At 35.6% G+C, this 20,205-nt stretch carries 15 protein-coding genes and 1 pseudogene; 5 read left to right on the top strand and 11 right to left on the bottom strand.

Annotation, left to right across the window (positions count from 1 at the left end; all coding sequences use genetic code 11):
* Positions 1 to 638: 638 nt before the first annotated feature.
* Both A3Q34_RS16035 and A3Q34_RS16030 read right to left on the bottom strand, forming a co-directional pair.
* Positions 639 to 5,213, bottom strand: coding sequence for a DUF6701 domain-containing protein (locus A3Q34_RS16035; RefSeq protein WP_070376269.1), 4,575 nt, complete (start codon positions 5,211 to 5,213; stop codon positions 639 to 641).
* Positions 5,214 to 5,615: 402 nt separating this feature from the next.
* Positions 5,616 to 6,176: a CBS domain-containing protein gene (locus tag A3Q34_RS16030; protein WP_070376268.1), complete on the bottom strand. Its 561-nt coding sequence runs from the start codon at positions 6,174 to 6,176 to the stop codon at positions 5,616 to 5,618.
* Between the two features lie 989 nt (positions 6,177 to 7,165).
* On the opposite strand from A3Q34_RS16030, the gene A3Q34_RS16025 reads away from it, so the two are divergent.
* Both A3Q34_RS16025 and A3Q34_RS16020 read left to right on the top strand, forming a co-directional pair.
* The gene (locus tag A3Q34_RS16025) at positions 7,166 to 7,840 is read left to right on the top strand and encodes a response regulator transcription factor (protein ID WP_070376267.1); all 675 of its coding nucleotides are present in this window, start codon (positions 7,166 to 7,168) and stop codon (positions 7,838 to 7,840) included.
* Complete coding sequence (locus tag A3Q34_RS16020) at positions 7,840 to 9,264, top strand: sensor histidine kinase (RefSeq protein ID WP_070376266.1); 1,425 nt, start codon at positions 7,840 to 7,842, stop codon at positions 9,262 to 9,264. Before A3Q34_RS16025 ends, A3Q34_RS16020 begins: the two co-directional genes overlap by 1 nt.
* A 256-nt stretch (positions 9,265 to 9,520) precedes the next feature.
* Here the strand turns inward: A3Q34_RS16020 and A3Q34_RS16015 are convergent, their stop codons facing one another.
* The 4 genes from A3Q34_RS16015 to A3Q34_RS16000 form a co-directional block, all read right to left on the bottom strand.
* Positions 9,521 to 9,973 (bottom strand): thioesterase family protein, encoded by a 453-nt coding sequence (locus A3Q34_RS16015; RefSeq protein WP_197517608.1) that lies wholly within the window; start codon positions 9,971 to 9,973, stop codon positions 9,521 to 9,523.
* 472 nt (positions 9,974 to 10,445) lie between these two features.
* Positions 10,446 to 10,946, bottom strand: a complete 501-nt coding sequence (locus A3Q34_RS16010) for a GIY-YIG nuclease family protein (RefSeq protein WP_083278053.1) — start codon at positions 10,944 to 10,946, stop codon at positions 10,446 to 10,448.
* A gap of 113 nt (positions 10,947 to 11,059) precedes the next feature.
* Complete coding sequence (locus A3Q34_RS16005) at positions 11,060 to 11,464, bottom strand: hypothetical protein (protein ID WP_070376264.1); 405 nt, start codon at positions 11,462 to 11,464, stop codon at positions 11,060 to 11,062.
* 840 nt (positions 11,465 to 12,304) lie between these two features.
* Positions 12,305 to 13,072, bottom strand: coding sequence for a DUF3108 domain-containing protein (locus A3Q34_RS16000; RefSeq protein WP_070376263.1), 768 nt, complete (start codon positions 13,070 to 13,072; stop codon positions 12,305 to 12,307).
* 175 nt (positions 13,073 to 13,247) lie between these two features.
* Between A3Q34_RS16000 and A3Q34_RS15995 the strand changes: the two genes are divergently transcribed.
* From A3Q34_RS15995 to A3Q34_RS15985, 3 genes and pseudogenes are all read left to right on the top strand, one after another.
* Positions 13,248 to 14,945 (top strand): phosphoethanolamine transferase, encoded by a 1,698-nt coding sequence (locus A3Q34_RS15995; RefSeq protein WP_331710925.1) that lies wholly within the window; start codon positions 13,248 to 13,250, stop codon positions 14,943 to 14,945.
* A complete protein-coding gene (locus A3Q34_RS15990; protein ID WP_070376262.1) occupies positions 14,945 to 15,310 on the top strand; it encodes a diacylglycerol kinase in 366 nt (121 codons plus the stop codon). Before A3Q34_RS15995 ends, A3Q34_RS15990 begins: the two co-directional genes overlap by 1 nt.
* A 94-nt stretch (positions 15,311 to 15,404) precedes the next feature.
* Positions 15,405 to 17,364: pseudogene (locus A3Q34_RS15985) on the top strand (LTA synthase family protein).
* A gap of 65 nt (positions 17,365 to 17,429) precedes the next feature.
* On the opposite strand, the gene ybaK reads toward A3Q34_RS15985, so the two are convergent.
* The 5 genes from ybaK to A3Q34_RS15960 form a co-directional block, all read right to left on the bottom strand.
* Positions 17,430 to 17,897 (bottom strand): Cys-tRNA(Pro) deacylase, encoded by a 468-nt coding sequence (gene ybaK / locus A3Q34_RS15980; RefSeq protein WP_070376261.1) that lies wholly within the window; start codon positions 17,895 to 17,897, stop codon positions 17,430 to 17,432.
* Between the two features lie 92 nt (positions 17,898 to 17,989).
* Positions 17,990 to 18,304, bottom strand: a complete 315-nt coding sequence (locus A3Q34_RS15975; protein ID WP_070376260.1) for a putative signal transducing protein — start codon at positions 18,302 to 18,304, stop codon at positions 17,990 to 17,992.
* Between the two features lie 95 nt (positions 18,305 to 18,399).
* Positions 18,400 to 18,777 (bottom strand): PH domain-containing protein, encoded by a 378-nt coding sequence (locus A3Q34_RS15970; RefSeq protein ID WP_070376259.1) that lies wholly within the window; start codon positions 18,775 to 18,777, stop codon positions 18,400 to 18,402.
* Between the two features lie 108 nt (positions 18,778 to 18,885).
* Entirely contained in the window at positions 18,886 to 19,482 is a 597-nt protein-coding gene (locus A3Q34_RS15965; protein ID WP_070376258.1) for a glutathione S-transferase family protein, read from the bottom strand.
* 116 nt (positions 19,483 to 19,598) lie between these two features.
* Positions 19,599 to 20,192 (bottom strand): HD domain-containing protein, encoded by a 594-nt coding sequence (locus A3Q34_RS15960; protein WP_070376257.1) that lies wholly within the window; start codon positions 20,190 to 20,192, stop codon positions 19,599 to 19,601.
* Between the last annotated feature and the right edge of the window lie 13 nt (positions 20,193 to 20,205).

Raw genomic sequence — 20,205 nt, 5'->3', positions numbered from 1 at the left:
AGTTAAACTTACACTGAATATGATCATGGTTTCACAAAAGCTCTATGACTATATGTGGCTAATAAGTGACCATTCAGTACATAGCTTAGGAGGTTTTTAAATTTTCTTATTTTTTGTGACGTTTTTTATAGTTTTCTCACGACTTTTTACGTAAATTTTTCAATCGATTTAACTCAATCTAGCTACAGCCAAGAAATTCCTGAACGAGAGTTCTAATTACTCATGAAGATCCACAATTGTGCAGATCCTCCCTCCTTAATCATACCGGGTAACGCAGACTAGGATGTAGCGATTGTTTAAGGGGGGAATTACCTTTAAAAACGTCAATCCCCTGGAGTTGAATCTCAATATATAGAGTTTGAGGATACGAGTCACTCGCCGACTATCTAACAGGGTCAGCATGGAGTATATGCGGTATTAAAGTGGTTTAAAAAGCATCTTTAATTTAACTAATTAGCGTATGCCAAAAATATTAATGAGACGCTTAAAAAGGTTATTTTTAAGCGTGATGCCTAGCAATAAACGTTTTCTCCCCAAACTTTAATGATTTAAAGAGTGGTTGTTAGAGCATGAGTTTATATTTCGTCATTTAAATAATAAGGGCACAAAGCTATTTTTTTGATTATGCCCACCTATGTTTAGTTAATAACTTCTCGCCACAAAATAACTCGATCATTTCCTCTAAAGACTCCAAAGGTGGCTATCGCGCTAGGATTTTCATTTAAAGTTTTCACTTCTACACCATTCCAGTGCCAATCGTATTGCAGCCATGGATATATGTTATAGATTACTTCTACATTTCCTTGATTTCCTGATGCTACAGCAGGTAAAACAATTTGTCGCGTTATGCCATTAGGTAAATCATCAATATCCACAAATGCACCGGAAACAGGAGGAATATCAGCAGAATCAAGGCCAACATCATTCAGCGAGCCGAAACTAACATTAGTCGAATTGTATTGGGTACAAGTATCGGTATCAGCTAAAACAAAGTTAGTGCCATCAAAATACTCTACTGATAAAACTTGCACTATAGGGGACGTTTCTGGACCAAAGCTGTTTTTAAGTGAAGCTCGACCAAAACGAATTTCTTTCCCTTCAGGGTTCAAAACCCATAAGCGACCATTATCGGTATCACCATCACTGTCAATAGCGACTACGCCATCAGTGTCACTTACGGCTGCGATTCCTAATTCTATTTTAGCTGGGAAAGGAGTTATCTCTGTATTTTGATCTCGAAGGTAAACAAAGTTATCCTCAGCATTAAATGCGTAAGTAATAACGCCTTCGCTCTCATCAAGAAAGATCCCTTCACTTAAGTTGGCAGTAAGCTTAACTTTCGCACCAAGTAAATCAAGAGTGTCAGCATCTTCTGTTGGCGTAATATAGGTAACATTACTCGGTAAAAGTTTTATGAAATCTCCCGTGTAATTACTTGTTGTTGTGCAAGTTCCACTAGGACAGATTGATGATTTTGCCGTAATGAATAATTCAGGAGCAAATTGGTATTGTAACGATCCTTTACTTGAAATTGACGATGTTGATGTTCTACTCATTTGCCCGCTATAAGCGAACGTCATTGCTGGAAAAGGGCTATTAATATCACAAACCGACATTATATCGCCATCTAGACCCGTTGTTAATTCAAAATGATGAGGGATAAAGCGACCAACATAAGGTGCTACTCCTGTAATATCACCTGCCCCTAAATAAGTACCATTCGTTAAATTTGCAGCAAATTTGACAATACCTACTTCGTCATAAGTCATACTTTTATTATTATTAACACCATTAGTAGCAACACCATTACTAAAATCATTAAAACTGACATTGGTTAAAACCCCCTCTGTACCTAGGGTTGGCAGATAAAGGCTATCGGTTATAATAGCGTTTTCTGATGTGGCTTCATTACCAAAGTTAACAGTAGTGGTATTATCAGATAAATCAGCACCTGTATCTGGTATTCCATTTCCATCACTGTCATCTGTGGCTTGCCACTGTACGGCTGTTAAACTTGTAGTAAAATCATCTCCTGCTTTTTTAAAAGCACTATTAACTTGATTAGCACTCTGTGCTTTTGGGTTGCCATTAACATTAATATAAAAGCCAAGCGGCCTAACCACAAAAGCGCTAGACGAACCGAGCATATAATTACCCGTTGGGTCACCATTTTCATCACGAATATTATATCTAGCATGAAGTTGTACTTTGCCCGCATCAGGATAAGTAAAAATAAATTCTGCACTGTTTACGGCTTCGTTACTAAAATTAAGAGCCACACCCGTGTACGTTTTGCTCGCCGCATTATTTAAAGTATTAATAGGGATCTCAGCGCTTAAGTTATTGATTGTTACTTGGCTACCTGCACACTCGTCAGGGTCAACACAAGTTGCTAACATTTCAATAGTGTTGCTATCAATAAATGCTGCCTGACAAGCACCCGTTGTAGGGTTTTTCTTTACCGCTTGTACTTTTAACGTACTGCCATTAAAGCCAACATTTGATGGCTTGGCTGATAATTGCTCTGGAATATCTGTCCCTTCTGTGTCAGAGAAAAATCGAAAACCAGTATCTTCAAAAACCACATCACAGCTTGCTGAAGCATCATTTTTACACTTATAAGTTTGATCTAAGCTTAATGTAGCCGCGCCTGGAGTGGTGAAATCAAAACTGATACCGGTGCGACCAACAACGGTCACTGTTTTATTTACCATACCATTAATTGCTAGTTCTACGTCCGTAGCGTCTAAGCTAACTGTATTACAATCGGCATCTGCACAAGCTTTTATGATGATACTTTCAGCTTCACAAGTTAAACCACTGCCATCGTGTTCAATTTCGTAGTGATCAATAATAGGATCACCACAGTTATTGGTAAAATCCTTGAAAGTACCGACCAACGCTAGACCGCCAGCTTGTTCATTTGTGTGATAAGTATCAGTGTCTCTGTCACTGTCTTCGACAATACTAAACCCAACATTTACAGGTGAAATAGCACACCGTTTCAGCCAACCACCGTCACCACCTTTACGAGTGTTCTGGGTAGCGATAATGAGTGGATTGTCGGTATAACTGCCAGTTAAGTTGAATATACGGCAACTATTTAGACCTTCGATATTATTGCCTGTTTGAAAGGATTCATATCTAATATCATCCGTTAGCTGTCCAATAACACCTTGGGTAATAGCCAAATAACCTATGGTTTCATTGGAAGCAATAGTTCCTGTGTCTGTTTCTGCTCGGTCTAAAGCCATATTAAACTGAGTTTTAGTAACATTTCTAATAGCGGTAACTAAAAAGGGCTCTGAAATAGGGAAAGGGCCGTCTGGATTATTGACGTTGGGTTCATTATTCATTGTCTGAATGGATGCAATGATAGAGGGTGGTTGTGAAAACCCTAAATCGGTAATATCAACAGTATCCCAAGAACTACCGCTAAAATATCTCCCTTGAAAACGTGAAGTATCCAAGGTGCTTACCCGCATTTTAGCCCCTCCATCTAGATCATAATCTCCTTCTACAATAGCCAAAAAATCTACTGTTTGAGCTATGTTACCTGCGGGTGCGCTAGGGTTGGCTTTTTCTGGTGATTCCACCTGCGCAATATCAAAACCACTTACTGTAACATTGCTGATCCTAAGTGCGAGGCGATCACTATTACTCGCAGTAGTAGGTAAACTAAAAACCACTGGAGCAACTGAAAAAGGTGTATCAAAACAAACATGAGTAAATGAAGGGTTATCTGCTGTGTTATTTAAGGTAATACGCCCTGCGACCACTTCAATTTCGCCACAAGCTACTGGGTCGCGCGTTGAACCATCGCCATTTTTACCCGCTTTTTGCTTGGCATATATATTAGCTATTCTATCTGAGTTAAGTACAGCATCATAAATTTGAAACTCATCTAGTTTTCCTTCAAAAGCTTGAGCCACAGAAAAGGCACCACCAAATTCATCTTGTTCTTGGCCAATAACAATTGCATTACTATTAGTGACAGATAAAACACCGATATTAACACCACCTTCACAATCTTGCTCATTACCATCAACAAATAAGCAAACATCTTCACCCTTTCGGGTAAGAGCAATATGATGCCATGAGCCATCAGTGAGTACGATACTACTTTTTAATGTTTCTCTCTCATTGTTAACTTTCTCATTTTTAACTTTAATATAAACTTCGTCTTTACCTTTAAGGAATACTTCTAATTCATCATCGTTTTCATCATCACCTAATGCATGAAAAACTTCCTGCTGCTTTTTATCTACAGTTGTATTAACCCAAAAACTCAACGAGAAGTCATCTAAGCCATTCACGGAACCACTAGGCACCTTAACCCAGTCATTGATGCCATCAGCAGTTAAGTCGAGTGACTGATTAATAACAGCATCATCAACAGGATCTGATACACCAAAGGTTTTACCAGAATAATTTCCCGTTTGATCAAAAACCTCATCATCAGCCCCAGTGTAGCTGCAATCATCAAAACGATAATCTAAGATTAAACTCGCTGCTTTAACAATTGTTCCAGTAGCAGTTGCATCAGCGATAGAGCCTGCACTTGTATTACTTAATGTAAGAGTAAAGTCACCACTCCCTAAAGGTGAAGTAATAATATTTACTGTACTAGAGATATCACCCTCAAATATCGTTACCGTGCCATTAGCGCTCGTATAATCAGTTCCTGAAGTAGCAGCCCCATTTGAGGTGGCATAATCCAAGGTAATGTCTTCGGAGTAACTACTCGTCAGCTCAATAGTAAAAGTGGCAATATCGCCAGCATCAATACTTATATCATCAACAGAAATATCAGGCTCATTTCCAATCACCGTAATACCAAATGTAATTGAAAAAACATCACTTTCTTTGTTGGCGCCACAACCATCTCTTCTATAGGCATAAAAAGAAATAGTATAACTACCTGCTGTTGAAGGCGCAGTAATATCAAAACCACGATTATAAGTGCCAGCACTGCCTATATTAGCGTCATTATTGCAAGTAGTAGTACCATTTAATATATAAGAAGTGGATTGCCAACGCTCATGACTACCGTTCCCATCGGTAGTGACGTTAAGTAGCACTGATATTGTATCGCTCGCTGCAACTATTGTAGTTGCAGTACCATTAAGTAATACACTATTAATAACTCTATCAGCTTGACTCGGCAGTGAAAAAAAAAGTAACAAAATAGCTAATATTAATACGTTTTTCACGGTGTGATCCTTTCCTATACTATCTGACTAGAACAAGCATTTAAAATGCATCTACATATTGACATAATCTTAGATTCTATTTTGCTCCACCAACAAGTTGCCGTTTTTACAACAACTAAGTTTGGTCGCTTTATGAAAGCTTTCATCATCAAGACTCTGTCTTGGCAAAAAATAAAATATAGGCAATGTTAACAAAATAAAGCAAAGGTAACGCTAAGTGGCTAAAGTTGCAATATATAGAGGTGAAATTGACTGACTACTAAATAAAAATGGATACTCACTTGTATCCATTTTTTTACTTATTCAAACATTTATTCAAACAATCTATAACTTGCGACTGTTAAAAAACCTGTTAAATAACGAGACCATAAAGATATTATTTATCTTTATGGTCATTAATATCTACCCATGAATTACCTCAAAAATATCTTTAAATGAGGTTTTAGTAATAATATCAATATGTAAATGTAATTTCCGCGCAATATCACTAGAAGATATAACACCTCTAATATGGTGATTACTCCTATCAACAACTAAACAATGGCGTAATCCATAATTTTTTAATGTTGAAATAACATCAGTAACCTTAGCATTTTCAATATCTTTATAATCAAGTGCGTGTAGCATAGACCTTGGTATCATCATATCTTTTACTAGTATTTCATCTCTGGCAATGCCCTTCGCAACTTCTGCAACGATACGTTGCTCTGACAACTCATTGGTACTCACTATACCTAAAAAATCATTGTTTGTTGACACAACTATTTTCATTTTTACATGTGCTTTGATCATCAACTTTAAAGTATCAGCAGCATCAGTATCCCCTTCAATCACTAACGCCTTATGTTCTTTAAAATCAGTAAAGATATCTGTAGCTGGCGATGTTAAAGATATATTGTGAAAATCTTCTGGTGATATAATCTTGTCTATTAAATCTAAATCAAATAACTGTAAACTGGTCATAATTACTACTCACTTTATTAAGAATCATCTTGTCTGTAACAGAAAAAACACTGAATAAATGATATTTTCCTGCTGCTTAATCAAGAATTTAATCGTGTTTCTCAGTTAATTAAACGCTTGATTAAAAGCATCTTTTGTATAATTACAAATCACTTTTATATTGATATTTTTCTGCCTAGTAAATGAAATATGACAGCCGAACTTAGCATGACCTTTTCGACAACTATCAAGCTCAAAAGTAACGTGAACACAATGAATTAAATGTGTATGTATACTAAGGTTTTTACGATTTTATTAACGTAGGATTTTAATTTTAAATCCTAGCTTATATAACAAAAATCGTTGAAAGCATCTTAAATAAATCTCCACAAAAAAATGTCGAGATTAGGTCAAAAATCAATATTTAAATGGCCTGATTAAAAGCAATGAAATTTATACGATTTTTAAGGGAGGAGCTCTTGGGTGCAGGTATTGAAATTTGTCATTCAATAATATGATGTTTTTGTTTGTTGAAATTTTAAATAGGTAGGTAACTTGGTTGATGCGATTATTTGTCTTATTGCTGATAAGCAATACATCAGGTTCTGCATCACATGCGATATCAGTGAAGATTTCAAGAGTGAATTGTTGAGCAATGTTCGAGTTTATTTCATCGCCAATACTATATCCTAACTCTCCATGGGAGCTGGTTATAACAAATAAAAGTATGGCGAAGATAAATTTACTCAAGCGGTTCTCAAAATAAATTACTATTAAATATATATTGAGTGACAAGTTTATTTTTTCAAGTCAGTAAATGTAATTTTTTATTTCTATGATTTTCAAGTTACTTTTTCACAAGTAATTTCTCTTCAATTGACACTTTAGATAGCGCTTATTTAGGCTATCTACCGGTTATATCTAACAGCATAATCTAAGTAAAAACTCAGCAAATCTTAAGTTAACTCTGCTATCTTCTACAAAGATAAACTGTTTATTGTAGGCTTACCTTGAAAATATTAATTATTGAAGATTCAACTTCATTAAGAAGAAGTCTAAAAATAGGGCTGTCAAACTTAGGTTTCACGGTAGATGATACTGGCGATGGCTCTGAAGGCCTAAGTATGGCTTTAGCTGGTGATTACTCGCTACTAATACTTGATTTGATGCTGCCATCTGTTGATGGCACTGCAATATTAAAAGCTATAAGAAAAGCCAATAAAGACCTAAGGGTATTGATACTATCAGCAAGAGATCTGACTGAGGATAAAATATCAGGCTTACTAAATGGCGCTGATGACTATTTAACAAAACCGTTTTCATTCGATGAACTCCATGTTCGTCTGCTTTGCTTAATGCGCAGAGGCAGCTTAAATATAAATGACAGCAAAATTAATATTGGCGTTTTTTCATTAGACATCCATTTAAAACAATTGCTATGCAATGGCATCGATGCCCATTTAACACCTAATGAATATAAGCTTGTTGAATGTTTATTTACCAATCAAGGTAAAGTCGTCTCTCCTGAAAAACTAAGTGACTATCTAGCCGGCCAGTACAATGCAGTAGCAAAAAATTCGATTGAAGCCCATCTATCAACTACCCGAAAAAAAGTGAGAGATATAGGGCATGATTTACCCATAAAAACCAAGCGTGGTTTTGGTTATTTTGTTGAGAAAGATTAATGACTTCTATTAAGAAAAAGTTAAGTCGATATATATCAATATCAATATCGATATTGTTGGTCTCGCTCTTTTTAATTACTGATATTAGTGTTGATAGTTGGATCAGTAGTCAGTTTGACCGCGCGATGATTAATAAAGCCGGTTTATTGGAAACCTTAGTAAGCGAGCATCCTGACAAAGTAGATTTTGATTTTGCTGATGAGTTTATGCCTGAGTTTTCAGGGGCTAACGATCCTGAATATTTTCAATTATGGCGAGATGACAAGGTTTTTGAGCGTTCTGAAACACTTAAGCTTTTTGAAAATAACGACTTACCCAAGTTAGACGTTACACTGCACAAATCATCAATAACAAATATAACCCTACCCGATGGGCGTTCTGGCCGGATGTATTTCACAAAATTCATCCCTCAAATCGACAGTGATGTTAGAGAAGAATACGGAATAACAAAAGCGTTTGTTGAAAAAATTCAAAAGCCAATGGAGTTGGCCTATGCAACGAGTAATGAGGGCTTAAATCAAATTCTTTGGTTTGTTGATATTATTTTTATATTGACCTCGATTTTCGCGATTATCGCAGTAAGGATTATCGTTTTCAGTGTTGTTGAGCGAGGGTTAAAACCCCTCGATGAGTTAAATATAAAACTGAAAAAAATTAATTTAAATTCTGAAATTAGCACCATATCAACAAGCCAACTCCCCGAAGAACTTATCGCAATAGCAGACGGAATTAACCACTTTATCAGCGAGAATAAAGTTCTTTATTCCAGAGAGAAAAGAATTACCTCTGATATTGCTCATGAATTAAAAACGCCAATTGCCGAGTTACTTAATTTAAGTGAAGTCGCAATAAAATTTCCTCATGAAGAGCAGTTAGCCGCAAGCTTTAAAACTGATGTACTTGCGATCACGCAACGGTTAAGAAATATCGTCAATGGGATTCTTTTGTTGCAAAAAAGTACTTATCAAGCTGAATTAGAGAAACAACAAGTAAATGTTGAGCTATTACTTAAGACAATCATTGCCTCTGAAAATAAGCAGAGTAGAAATATTACCCTTAGCTTTAGTAAGCAATGTGGTTATATTCAGACCAATGAATTTGCTTTCACTACTGTGCTAACTAATCTGATTAATAATGCGCTTTACTATAGCCCAGAAACGACTCCGGTAATTATTGCCGTAAGGCCTGAACAAAATACCCATAAAATACGACTGGAGATTTCAAACGTCAGCAGTTTTGAGTATTCAGCACAAGACTTAGCCTTGTTTTTTGAACCTTTGTGGCAAAAAGATTCATCAAGAACATCCGAAGAAAGGTACGGGCTAGGTTTAGCAATTGTAAAGTCTTACTGTGAGAGAATAGGCGCCATTTTAGACGTAGCAATAGCACCTGACAAAAGTATTACTTTTACTATTATAATATGAACTACCGTATTATTTTATCTAGCCTATGACTAAACTTGTGGCGTTATGAAAAATAACGACCATCTGCACCACTCAATTACATTTTTTACCACTTTTAAAATTAAATATTTTCGAAAAAAACTATGATATTCAGAGTAATGCAAACTGAAATTCACAATTTATTTGTGGGGCAGATTTAAGCTCATTGCTGCCAAAGGGATCCCATCAAAGAGTTTAACTATTGACTCAATACAGCTTTTTTTAGATGACTAATTTACTACAAATCCTTGAGACTTAATTCAACTTTCATTAATTCGTTTATAACATCAGGTATTTCAATTCGTGATACGGGATGTCCATATGCTTCAATAACATCAGATATAGGTACCATCCCATCGGGTCCCAAAAAAGTAATTTTTGTTATCCCTACCGTTGTTGTTTTTCCATTTCTTTGAAATAGATGTTCAGTCCAAACCCATTCTTCATCCCAATAAATTATTCTCGATGTTAATGTATATTTCTGAAAAAACTTAAGAGGATATTTATAACGTATAGTTGCTACCCTAGAAACTGGAACCCATTTGTTTTTTATAAAACTTCTCAGAAGGCCTGCTTGAAGAATAATGTTAATACGACCAAGATCCATAATGGGTAGATATCTGTCACTGCTCATTCTCTTGATATCAACATCATTAAATAAAACACGAAATTCCAGCGTATTTGCATCCATGATACCAATAGTTCGTTTGAAAAAATGAATAAATAATAAAAACAAAAAACGAAATCTTAAGACCATTTTTTTATCCGATAAGTAATTAGAAACATAATAATATGTCACTAATGGTTACTTAACTACCCTAAATAAATTTCAAATTGAAAGTTAGATTGACCTGATGGTACCTTAAATGATGCTATCCATTTGCTCTAGAGAGTATCAAGGGTTTCAATTAGTGCACAGTAATAGTCATGTAATTATGTGAATGACCGCTGTGGTCGCTCAAAAGCCAGTAACAGTGTTGTTCAATCCTGTCTGGTTATATTGAGAGCTATGACTCCTGCAAGCTCATTGCTGGCAATGAAATGTTGTCTCTGTACGATAACTTATGCCACAAAAGAGACATTAGGCAACTAGCGTGAATAGCAATTAGGATTAGATTTTGTATTGAAAACCAACCATAGCCACTTGTTATGTGCTGTTGATATTAGCCAATTTGTTTATTTAAAGGTGGTATACGATCATAGTCTTTCATACAAATTGAATGTAAGTAAACTTCAACAAGCGAACAAAGGTAAGTTGGATTGACCTCTACCGCAGCAAAATAAATATTACCGTTGGTTACAAGGGATACGATATCCTCATCAAGACCTCTGTTTATAAAGTTATTTTTTGGGAATACTCTTTTGTCATTTTGTTTTATTTCAGGGGTTTTTAAATGACTCCATATACGCTCATGGATATTATTGGTTGTAGCTTTCCCGATATATAAAACTTCATCATTTTCAGATATTAAAAAATAAATACCACTTTTACTTCCAACTCCGTCACCTTTTACTGGCACTGGAAGATTATTTTTATCGCTCCATTCATTTATTAACGAATTCTTTGTGGGCTGAAGAAAATTTATAACAAGCTCAGAAAACTGGGAATTCAATGAATCTTGAATATTTTTCAGGTTTTCAGATAAATCGTTAAACTTCATCATAATCTCGATAATCTCATAAGTAGCAACGCCATGTAAAGTAACAACAATTTTGGCTAAAATTGTGAGCGGAGTGAAACAGCCAACTATCTTGCTTGAATGGCTTGTAATGTGTATTAACTAACTCGATTTAAAGGCGGCAATTCACCAAACTTTTCTTCATATTCTTTCAATAAATTTGATTCTGTAGTTCTCGGGTCATCACTTCCTACTAAATTTAAATACAGTTGTTCATAAGGGAAGGCATTTGAAATGCCTAAGTGCGCTTTATATCTAGAACCGCATTCGTGAGAACCCGATTTATATTTAAGGGATATACTTTTCTTTAACTCCGCAACTCGGTTAATAAAAGAATTAGTTTTACCAATATAGAGTATGCCACTTTCATCTTTTGCCAATAATCGACTAGTAGATATAGGCATATCATCACCACACCTTAATATATATGCACCACCAAATTCACCATGAATTTCATTGATTTCATGCCACATAGTTTCAGATGATATTTTAAATTTAGTCAAGACGAAGCTCCTTAGACAGATAACGCTTAATAGACGGGAAAATACATTTCCTACAGGAAATTAACAGTCTAAATTTTTATAATATAAATAAAAGTTACCTTTAAATCCTCAGTATATCAAGCGTTTAATATTTTCCTTTAATGAGCTTTTGAGGAAAGCATGTTTTTATCTCGTTTTCTCGGGCGAAAGTGTGCAAAAAGCATTAGAAATTATATATCAAAAATTTAAAGGTTAACGTCAACTAAGCGCACAAAGTGATCGTTAATATTTCAAATGTGAACGACGCCTTTCGTGGTTAGTTGCCAGTTAAGATAAATCGAGATCTATGATTATTCTCAATGGCCTAAAAATATATTGATGCTAACGTCGCTTAATCGGAACAGTTGCTATTATAAAAATGAGTCTTAACGACTCTTTTTCTGAAATGATTATGATTTATTTCTTAAAGTTGCTGGGTAACCTAAATAACATTAGCTGGTCAATGTTATTTAGTCGCAGTAGTCAATGGTAATAACCGAAAGTGCTAATGTAACTCGATAACATAACCGATGTTATTATTCAAAAAAAGTAATACCTAAAGAAGTACCTATTATTGAAATAAATACCAATGTCGTTCAGTTTCGTTACAAATATGTTTTTTAACACTGATCACCTTTTATCTAGTTATCGATTTAGTGGCGAATGCCAAGATGATATGACTCAATTTACAAATCTTACTTTTTATAAAGCCCGCTTAAAACAAAACGCTCTTCGCTTTTTGACTAAACTGAGGCTTAAATTTTAATCTAGTCACGCTTTAACCGAATAGGTAAACACTAAAATCACCTATTTAAGATTCTTCTAGCTTACGGCAGGTATTATCAATTTTTTTAATTCGAGTGTTGCAACTTCTTTACCTTCTTTTTCTTGCTCTACTCTAAAAGGAATAAAGTTATGCTCGACACTTAACCAAAAATGGGTTTTTCTTGAGCTATTGGTTTTTACTCGAGAAACCTTTAACGTATCAACCAGCCCCATTGGTGTCTTAATTTTTTCTCTACCTGAATATTCAAATATATAACTTTTAACTGAATTATCATCATAAACAAAATATTCTAAATGCTGTTCTTTTTTTTGTAAGTCATGGCTCAATTTCTCGATAACCAATAAAGGGTCGAGTATATTAGCTTTTAAAGCAAGCGACCATTGTTCAGCGGTATCGCTCCCTAAAACAAGATGGTTAGCATGATCGAATTCAATCGTTTGATTTTTTGTTTTCTTAAATGTTCGCTCATCTTTGCTGATATATTTTATTGGCTCTATCTGTTGGTCATCATATGAAAACTCACTAGACTCTTCGGTATTAATCACATAAAAATATTTTGAAGCCTCCGTTTTAAACGTCAATTTATACTGGTTATCAGCAGTTTTTGATAACATCCGCTCTGCCGTTCCATATTTATCACCCTGTCGATAAACGGTATAATGCGCAGTATATTCTGCCAAAGTCGCATTATTCGCTGCGGTGGATTTTTCTGTGCTTTGTGCATAACAACTGACCATAACTAAACAGGACAATATATAAGTTCGAATATAAGTTGAGCGTAAAAAATGAGAGTAGAGAAACATCCAAATAGTACCTTGTGGTGGTGATGCAGAAAAATTACCTGTAAAACGTTCTCTTTTTAGCGTAAATCACGTCCAAGGTAAATTGATTTTTATCTTAAAGGCTATTTTCAGTTTAGTCTAAGCGAAACTTAAGTTTGTATAATTACTATAAAGACACTAACCCATAGGTGTTTTTATGAATTTAATAATTAAATATATTTCTTATTTCAACAATATAAAATTAACAACGAATCAATTATTGTTTTTTACCAGCTGTTATATAGCACTGATCTTGAATTTGCCTTTTTTGATCAAATCCACAACGATTATTACCGCGCTCGATAACTATAATTTATTCTTTCTGGTGTCATTGCCGATATTTCTATTAGCCTTAACCATTATCATTCAAGGGCTTTTTTCTTTTAGATGGTTAACTAAACCTTTGTTGATCGCTACGGTCATTTGTTCTGCTTTAATATTTTATGGCACCATTTCATACGGGATCGTTTTTGATTACGGTATGGTACAAAATACTATAGAAACCGACACGGCTGAAGCGTGGTCCTACATAAATTTTCACGCTATTATATTCTTTATATTTTTTGGATTACTCCCCTCTTTCATTATTTATTCGGTACAATTAATTTATAAGCCCTTTTTAAAAGAACTGTTAAGTCGACTAAAAATCATTAGCTTAAGTCTTATCTCTGTCTTTTTAATAGGCGTTTTTTTCTATTCAAATTACGCGGCTGTTGGCAGAAATAATAAAGACCTTATTACCTACATCATCCCTTATAAAATGATGGTTTCGTCATTCAAATTTGTCCGAAATCACTATTTTTACCCACCATTAGAATTTAAGGTCTTAGATACAACACCATCAATAGTGCGTGATAGTCAGAAAAAGCGTGTCACCGTAATGGTGTTAGGAGAAACAGCTCGCGCGCAAAGTTTTTCACTAAATGGCTATAGTAAACGGACTAACCCATATACCGAAAAACAAGGAGTTGTCTCATTCTCAAAGATGAGTTCATGTGGAACGGCAACGGCTGTTTCTGTCCCCTGTATGTTTTCAAGATTAAATAAAGCGGGTTATGACAAACGTGTTGCGATGGCACAACAAAATGTTGTAGATATTATCCACTTAGCGGGGGCTGACGTTTTATGGATAAGTAATAATAACGGCAGTTGTAAAGGCGTTTGTACGCGGGTAAAAACGAAACAGATAGACACTAACCAATCAAACCCTTTGTGTGATGGTGAGTACTGCTATGACGAAGCACTTTTAGCGCCCTTAAAAAGTAAGCTCAATGGACTAACCCATAAAAACACCATGATCATACTGCATATGATTGGCTCTCACGGACCCACTTATTTTAAACGCTACCCTAAAAACAAACGTATTTTCACTCCTGATTGTCAACGCAGCGATATTCAAAACTGTACACAAGAGCAACTTATTAACAGTTATGACAACACTATCGCTTATACCGATTTGGTACTCTCAAAAATTATTAATGAGTTAAATCATGTGGCTGAGAAAAATGATATTGAAACTTCTTTGCTTTATATTTCAGACCATGGCGAATCACTTGGTGAGAATGGGCTTTATTTACATGGCTTGCCCTACGCCTTCGCTCCAGAGGAGCAAACCCATGTACCTATGATCTATTGGAACGACCCAATGCAAAATGACTTTGACCTTAATTGCTTGAAAACCTCAGCAAAATCACCTATAACTCATGACAATGTTTTTGACACTTTACTTAGTATTATGTCAGTGCGAACAAAAGCATATTATATTGATAATGACCCTTTTCTGGCGTGTAAATCACAAGGTGCTATAGCACGCACCACTATAACCCAAGACAAATCGATGGAGATTCAAGACTAGTGTTTGACAATATAAATAAACCCAAAGGGTTGCATAGAGTCTATTTAGCGGCTTTAAATTCACTACGCGCATTTAAATGGCTTTACGCCAATGAGTCAGCGTTTAGACAAGAGCTTTTACTGCTTATTATTGCCATACCACTGTCTTTTGTATTTGATATAAGCTTCAAAGAACAAGTGATATTAGTCCTGGCGATCCTCTTTATTATATTTACAGAAATAATAAATACCGCCATAGAGGCTGTTGTTGACAGGGTTGGTTTAGAAATTCATCCATTGTCGGGGCTTGCAAAAGACTTAGGATCTGCAGCAGTGATGATCAGCCTTATTGTCGCCAGTAGCATTTGGCTAATAATACTTCTGTAATGCTCATAAAAGCTTAACTTCAGTTTAACTTAAGCTTTCCTTAAGTTTTATATTTTAAGGTAAGTATCGTGTTTTATTAGAGATATTAATAACGATGTTTACCTCTACAACCGCTTTAGTTCGTCCATTTTTATTGTTTGCACTATTATTAATTTTTACACTTTTTGTCGCTAGGCTTGGCTTTGCGGTTTGGCAAATTGAACGTTTTACCGATTTTAGCAGTATGGTTACCCTGATACTTAATGGGCTAAAAATCGACTTAAGCACGCTAGGTTATCTATTAATTTTACCTGGAATAGTTCATCCCTTGCTAATGCTGTCTAAGTTGCAAAGCACATGGCTTAGCGCGTTAAGAGCAATATTTTTCTTTATTTTTATGGCCGTGCTCTTTTTTGAGCTTGCCACGCCTGCATTTATTAATGAATATGGATTTAGACCTAACAGGTTATTCATCGAATATTTAGCTTATCCTGATGAAGTCATGAAAATGTTATTCAATGGACACTTATTGACCATAGTCGTGGTATGTACCTTAATAATAGTGTCTAGTCCGTTTATTTGGCGCACGGTCGGTAAACTCACTCGTACCAACAAACCCATCATTGCTGTAACGCTGCCATCATCATCCGTATCATTTATTATGCTCTTTATTGTCCTTTTTCTCTGTGCCAGAGGTACTGTAGGTCATCGCCCTATTAACCCGTCATTCGTTTATTTTTCTACCGACCCACTGATTAATTCATTAACCTTAAATTCAATCTATAGTGTTGCTCATGCTTATAAACAATTCGGTAATGAAAAATATGCGTCAAAACTTTATGGCACTATGGCCACAGAACAAGTGATTAAACTTGTTCGCCAGGAGACTGGCTTAAATACACAAGTTTTTAATAATAATGCGCAACCTTCTTTTAGTGCTAGAGCACCGGTTTACCAAGGAAAACCTAAAAATTTAGTGATAATTTTAGAAGAGAGTTTAGGCGCACAATTTTTTTCTTCATTAGGAGGGTTACCACTTACGCCTGAAATTGATAAATTAAATACTGAAGGCTGGGCGTTCAAAAATTTATATGCTACCGGTACACGGTCTGTAAGGGGCATTGAAGCGGTTATTACTGGGTTCACACCAACGCCAGCTCGAGCAGTAGTCAAGCTTGATAAATCTCAGCATGGCTTCTTCACCATCGCAAGTTTACTTGAGAGAAATAATTACACTACACAATTTATTTATGGTGGTGAAAGCCATTTTGATAATATGAAAGGTTTCTTTTTAGGCAATGGCTTTAGCGATATTGTTGATTTTAACAAAATACAAAACCCTCAGTTTGTCGGTTCGTGGGGAGCCAGTGATGAAGACTTGTTTAATCAAGCTGATATCGAATTAAGCAAATTACACAAAGGTGATAAACCTTTTCTAAGTTTTATTTTTTCATCCAGCAATCATGATCCTTTTGAAATACCCTCAGGTAAAATAACGCCACTAGCATATTCAACAGCGCAATTAGCTCAGTACGATTCAAAAGAACTATTGCGCCATCAGGCGATCCAATATGCAGACTATGCTCTGGGTAAGTTTATCGACCAAGCAAAAAAACAACCCTATTGGCAAGACACTATATTTATTATTGTTGCTGACCATGATGCTAGAGCGTTAGGAAACGACCTTGTTCCTATTAAAAATTTCCATATTCCAGGCGTTATTCTTAATTCAGGCAATAAACATTTATCTGATGAAAGAATTGTAAGTCAAATCGACCTTGCTGTCCTTAATGGGCGTAACTAACGATTCCCCTATGATTGGCCGTGATTTAAATAATACCCAGGTCAAAGGAAGGGCAATGATGCAATATGCCGATAACTTTGCCTATATGACCGATGAGGATGTCACAATACTGCAACCACAAAAGCCACCAGTAAATTTTGACTATTCTTTAAAGAAAAAGAAACTAGAACCTAAAGCAATTAACGCGAAACTTGCTGAGATCGCTTTAGCCCATGCTTTATGGGGAAGTTTAGCCTATGAAAATCAGTGGTATTCCAGTAAAACTGAGTAAAATACTGAATAAAAGACTGAGTAATCGAAACTTAAGTTATTATTTTTAATAACTTATTAATGATATCACTGACATATTTTCGCCAGCATTCCATTCGTGAGCTTTATTAAGTCGGCGGGGCTCAATTCTATTTCTAATCCTCGCCGGCCTGCACTGACATAGATAGAGGCGTAATGGTTAGCTGAGGCGTCAACAATTGTTCTCAGTGCTTTTTTTTGCCCAAGTGGGCTTACTCCTCCAAGAACATACCCCGTTGAACGTTCAACATCAGACTTATCAGCCATATTAGCTTTTTTAGCTCCAACAGCTTTTGCAATAAGCTTCATACTAAGCATAGCGGAAACCGGAATAATACCTACGGCTAAGGTTTTATCATCTAGCATTACCACTAAAGTTTTGAATATTCGTTGTTCGATGACACCTAATTTTTCGGCTGCTTCGAGTCCATAGGACTCCGTGGTTTCATCATGAGAATACTCATGTATTTTATGTGAAACTTTATTTTTTTTAGCTACATTGATTCCTGGTGTCATTTCAATACCCTAAGTGAGTAGCCTAAAGAAATCGCTGATAATTGTTGGCTAATATATTATTATAAAAACAATGTTCGAACTTAAAGACTTCTTTAAAGCGACTCTTTATGTTCATGCTGACAGTTCCAGCATATCTCAAAGGAAGCATCATTTGTTTCAGCGCAGCTTTTACATAGCCAGTCTTCGCCTTTGTTAGCCTGCTGATATGACATTAATATCGTCGTTGCACGTTCAAAATCAGCCTCATTAACAAGCCAGACTTCTGGCCAAGCATCAAAAGCTGATATTTCACCTACGGCTCCTTGAGCAAATTCATTTTTAATAAAGCAACTTATTTGTTGTGCTTCAATAAGGTTTTTAACATTGTTAACCATAAAATGGTTTTCGTGAGCATAAAGCAGTTTCATAATTTCGCCTTAGTGATAGCTATTAATAGTTAGAGGGGTAGTTAGCTAAAATATTAACCAAAAAACTCACTATTAATTTGTCAATAACAATGAATTTACGCAAGTACGTGTTGACTAATATGCTGATTAAATTGGATAAGATCGAATGAACCTTTAATCTCAAATTTAGCCATACCGAGTTCACTGACATAGACTTCTATTTCACAATCCAAATCTAATGTGCCCGAAGACTCAACTGAAAAAGCCTGTATTTTGCTATAAGGCAAAGAAGTATAGTCGACCTTTGAACCGGTAATTCCCTGAACGTTGGCGGCAATAATGCGCTTATTCGTGAATACCACTTGGTCTCTAATACTCTTAAAGGCCGCAAAAATTGACTCCCCCTCAATCATAAACTTGTGAAAGTCTTCTCTCGCATCTTGGATTTCTATTGGTTTTAATTTGAACACCGAAGAGTTTTTAAAATCTATCATAGTTAATCCTTATGTAAATAATTTTCGAATACCGTAATAAACAGCATAGCTTTGCAGTATTGGCAAACGTTATCTTTATCTCAAACTTCATAGTTTTCCACAATGATGTTAAGCCATAGCTGTATAGTTGGGGTGTGCTTGTACCCTATTGATCCACATTTGAATAGCAGGATATTCAAGCAGATTAAAACCACCCTCTTCTGCTACGTGTGTATATCCATAAAGTGAAATATCAGCGGTAGTCAATGTGCTCCCGACAAGATAAGGTGTCATTTTCAATTGCTTCTCCATAATTCTTAGTGCTTTATGACCCCCTTCTTGTTTGGATTGATATTCCGCTTTACGGTTATCAGGTAAACCAAGATATTTAGCAATAAACCTAGCAACAGCAATAAATGGCTCATGGCTATATTGTTCAAAAAATTGCCACTGCTGTACCTTTGCATTTTCAAATCTACCTTTAGGTAACAGTGATGAACCTGAGGCAAGGTAGTTCAAAATAGCGTTAGATTCTGATAAAAAACGTCCGTCATCGAGCTCAAGTAACGGGATTTTTCCTGTTGGGTTCTTTTTCAAAAATGAAGTTGTGCCACTCTCGCCTGCAAGTATATTAATATTAATCCACTCATGCTCTATCTTTAAAATTGAGGTGACAAGCTTAATTTTATAACAATTACCTGACTGAATATCCGCATATATTTTCACTACATTATCCTTGAGCATGCCACGTTGCAATAATTGCTCGAACAATTATTATCGACAATATAAATAATAGCTTGTGTAATTAAACAGCGTAATATTTTACTGACTAGCTATGCCGATTACTCGTCCAACAACCAACCTTGCTCTACCGCATTATCAATTTGCTGACAAACATATAACCATAACTGAGGAGCGAGTCCTTCAAGAAAACTATTACGTTTTAGTACCTGTGATTTGTTAACCTTATGCTTAACCCAACTGCCACCCTCATTCTTTATATTTTGTAAAAAGGGTAAAACGCTGTCTATGGCTTTAGCAAATCGAGCATCAACAGTTTCAGCTTTTTCGAACTCTAACCATAAGGCATTAAAAGCTTGAAACTGTTTTTCCGGTAATAAACCAAAAATACGGGTTGCTGCAGCAATTTCTTTTTCTTGTTGCTCTGCTAGTGCTTGTTTATCGGAAAAAGCAAACATATCCCCTGCATCTATCTCGACAATATCGTGAATAAGTAACATACTCATCACTCGTGCTATATTGACTTTTTCTACCGCATATTCTTGAAGTATTTCAGCCGTTAATGAAATATGCCAACTGTGCTCTGCACTGTTCTCAAATCTATTTTTATCAGACTTGACCAGCGCTTGTCGATAAATTCCTTTGAGCCTATCTAATTCAATAATAAAATCTAATTGTTTATTGAGTTCTTCCATTGTTTTTCCAAAA

It is taken from the genome of Colwellia sp. PAMC 20917 (genome assembly GCF_001767295.1).
In the GTDB taxonomy this organism is placed as follows: Bacteria; Pseudomonadota; Gammaproteobacteria; order Enterobacterales; family Alteromonadaceae; genus Colwellia_A.
The sequence above is the reverse complement of the archived record's forward strand: the minus strand, read 5'-3'. Positions and strand labels throughout refer to the sequence as shown.

Coding starts and splice junctions, on each gene's coding strand:
- A3Q34_RS15975 (WP_070376260.1), bottom strand. CDS start 18,304: ATGAAACTGCTTTATGCTCACGAAAACCATTTTATGGTTAACAATGTT.
- A3Q34_RS16000 (WP_070376263.1), bottom strand. CDS start 13,072: ATGTTTCTCTACTCTCATTTTTTACGCTCAACTTATATTCGAACTTAT.
- A3Q34_RS16030 (WP_070376268.1), bottom strand. CDS start 6,176: ATGACCAGTTTACAGTTATTTGATTTAGATTTAATAGACAAGATTATA.
- A3Q34_RS15960 (WP_070376257.1), bottom strand. CDS start 20,192: ATGGAAGAACTCAATAAACAATTAGATTTTATTATTGAATTAGATAGG.
- A3Q34_RS16020 (WP_070376266.1), top strand. CDS start 7,840: ATGACTTCTATTAAGAAAAAGTTAAGTCGATATATATCAATATCAATA.
- ybaK (WP_070376261.1), bottom strand. CDS start 17,897: ATGACACCAGGAATCAATGTAGCTAAAAAAAATAAAGTTTCACATAAA.
- A3Q34_RS15995 (WP_331710925.1), top strand. CDS start 13,248: ATGAATTTAATAATTAAATATATTTCTTATTTCAACAATATAAAATTA.
- A3Q34_RS15970 (WP_070376259.1), bottom strand. CDS start 18,777: ATGATAGATTTTAAAAACTCTTCGGTGTTCAAATTAAAACCAATAGAA.
- A3Q34_RS16015 (WP_197517608.1), bottom strand. CDS start 9,973: ATGGATGCAAATACGCTGGAATTTCGTGTTTTATTTAATGATGTTGAT.
- A3Q34_RS16010 (WP_083278053.1), bottom strand. CDS start 10,946: ATGATGAAGTTTAACGATTTATCTGAAAACCTGAAAAATATTCAAGAT.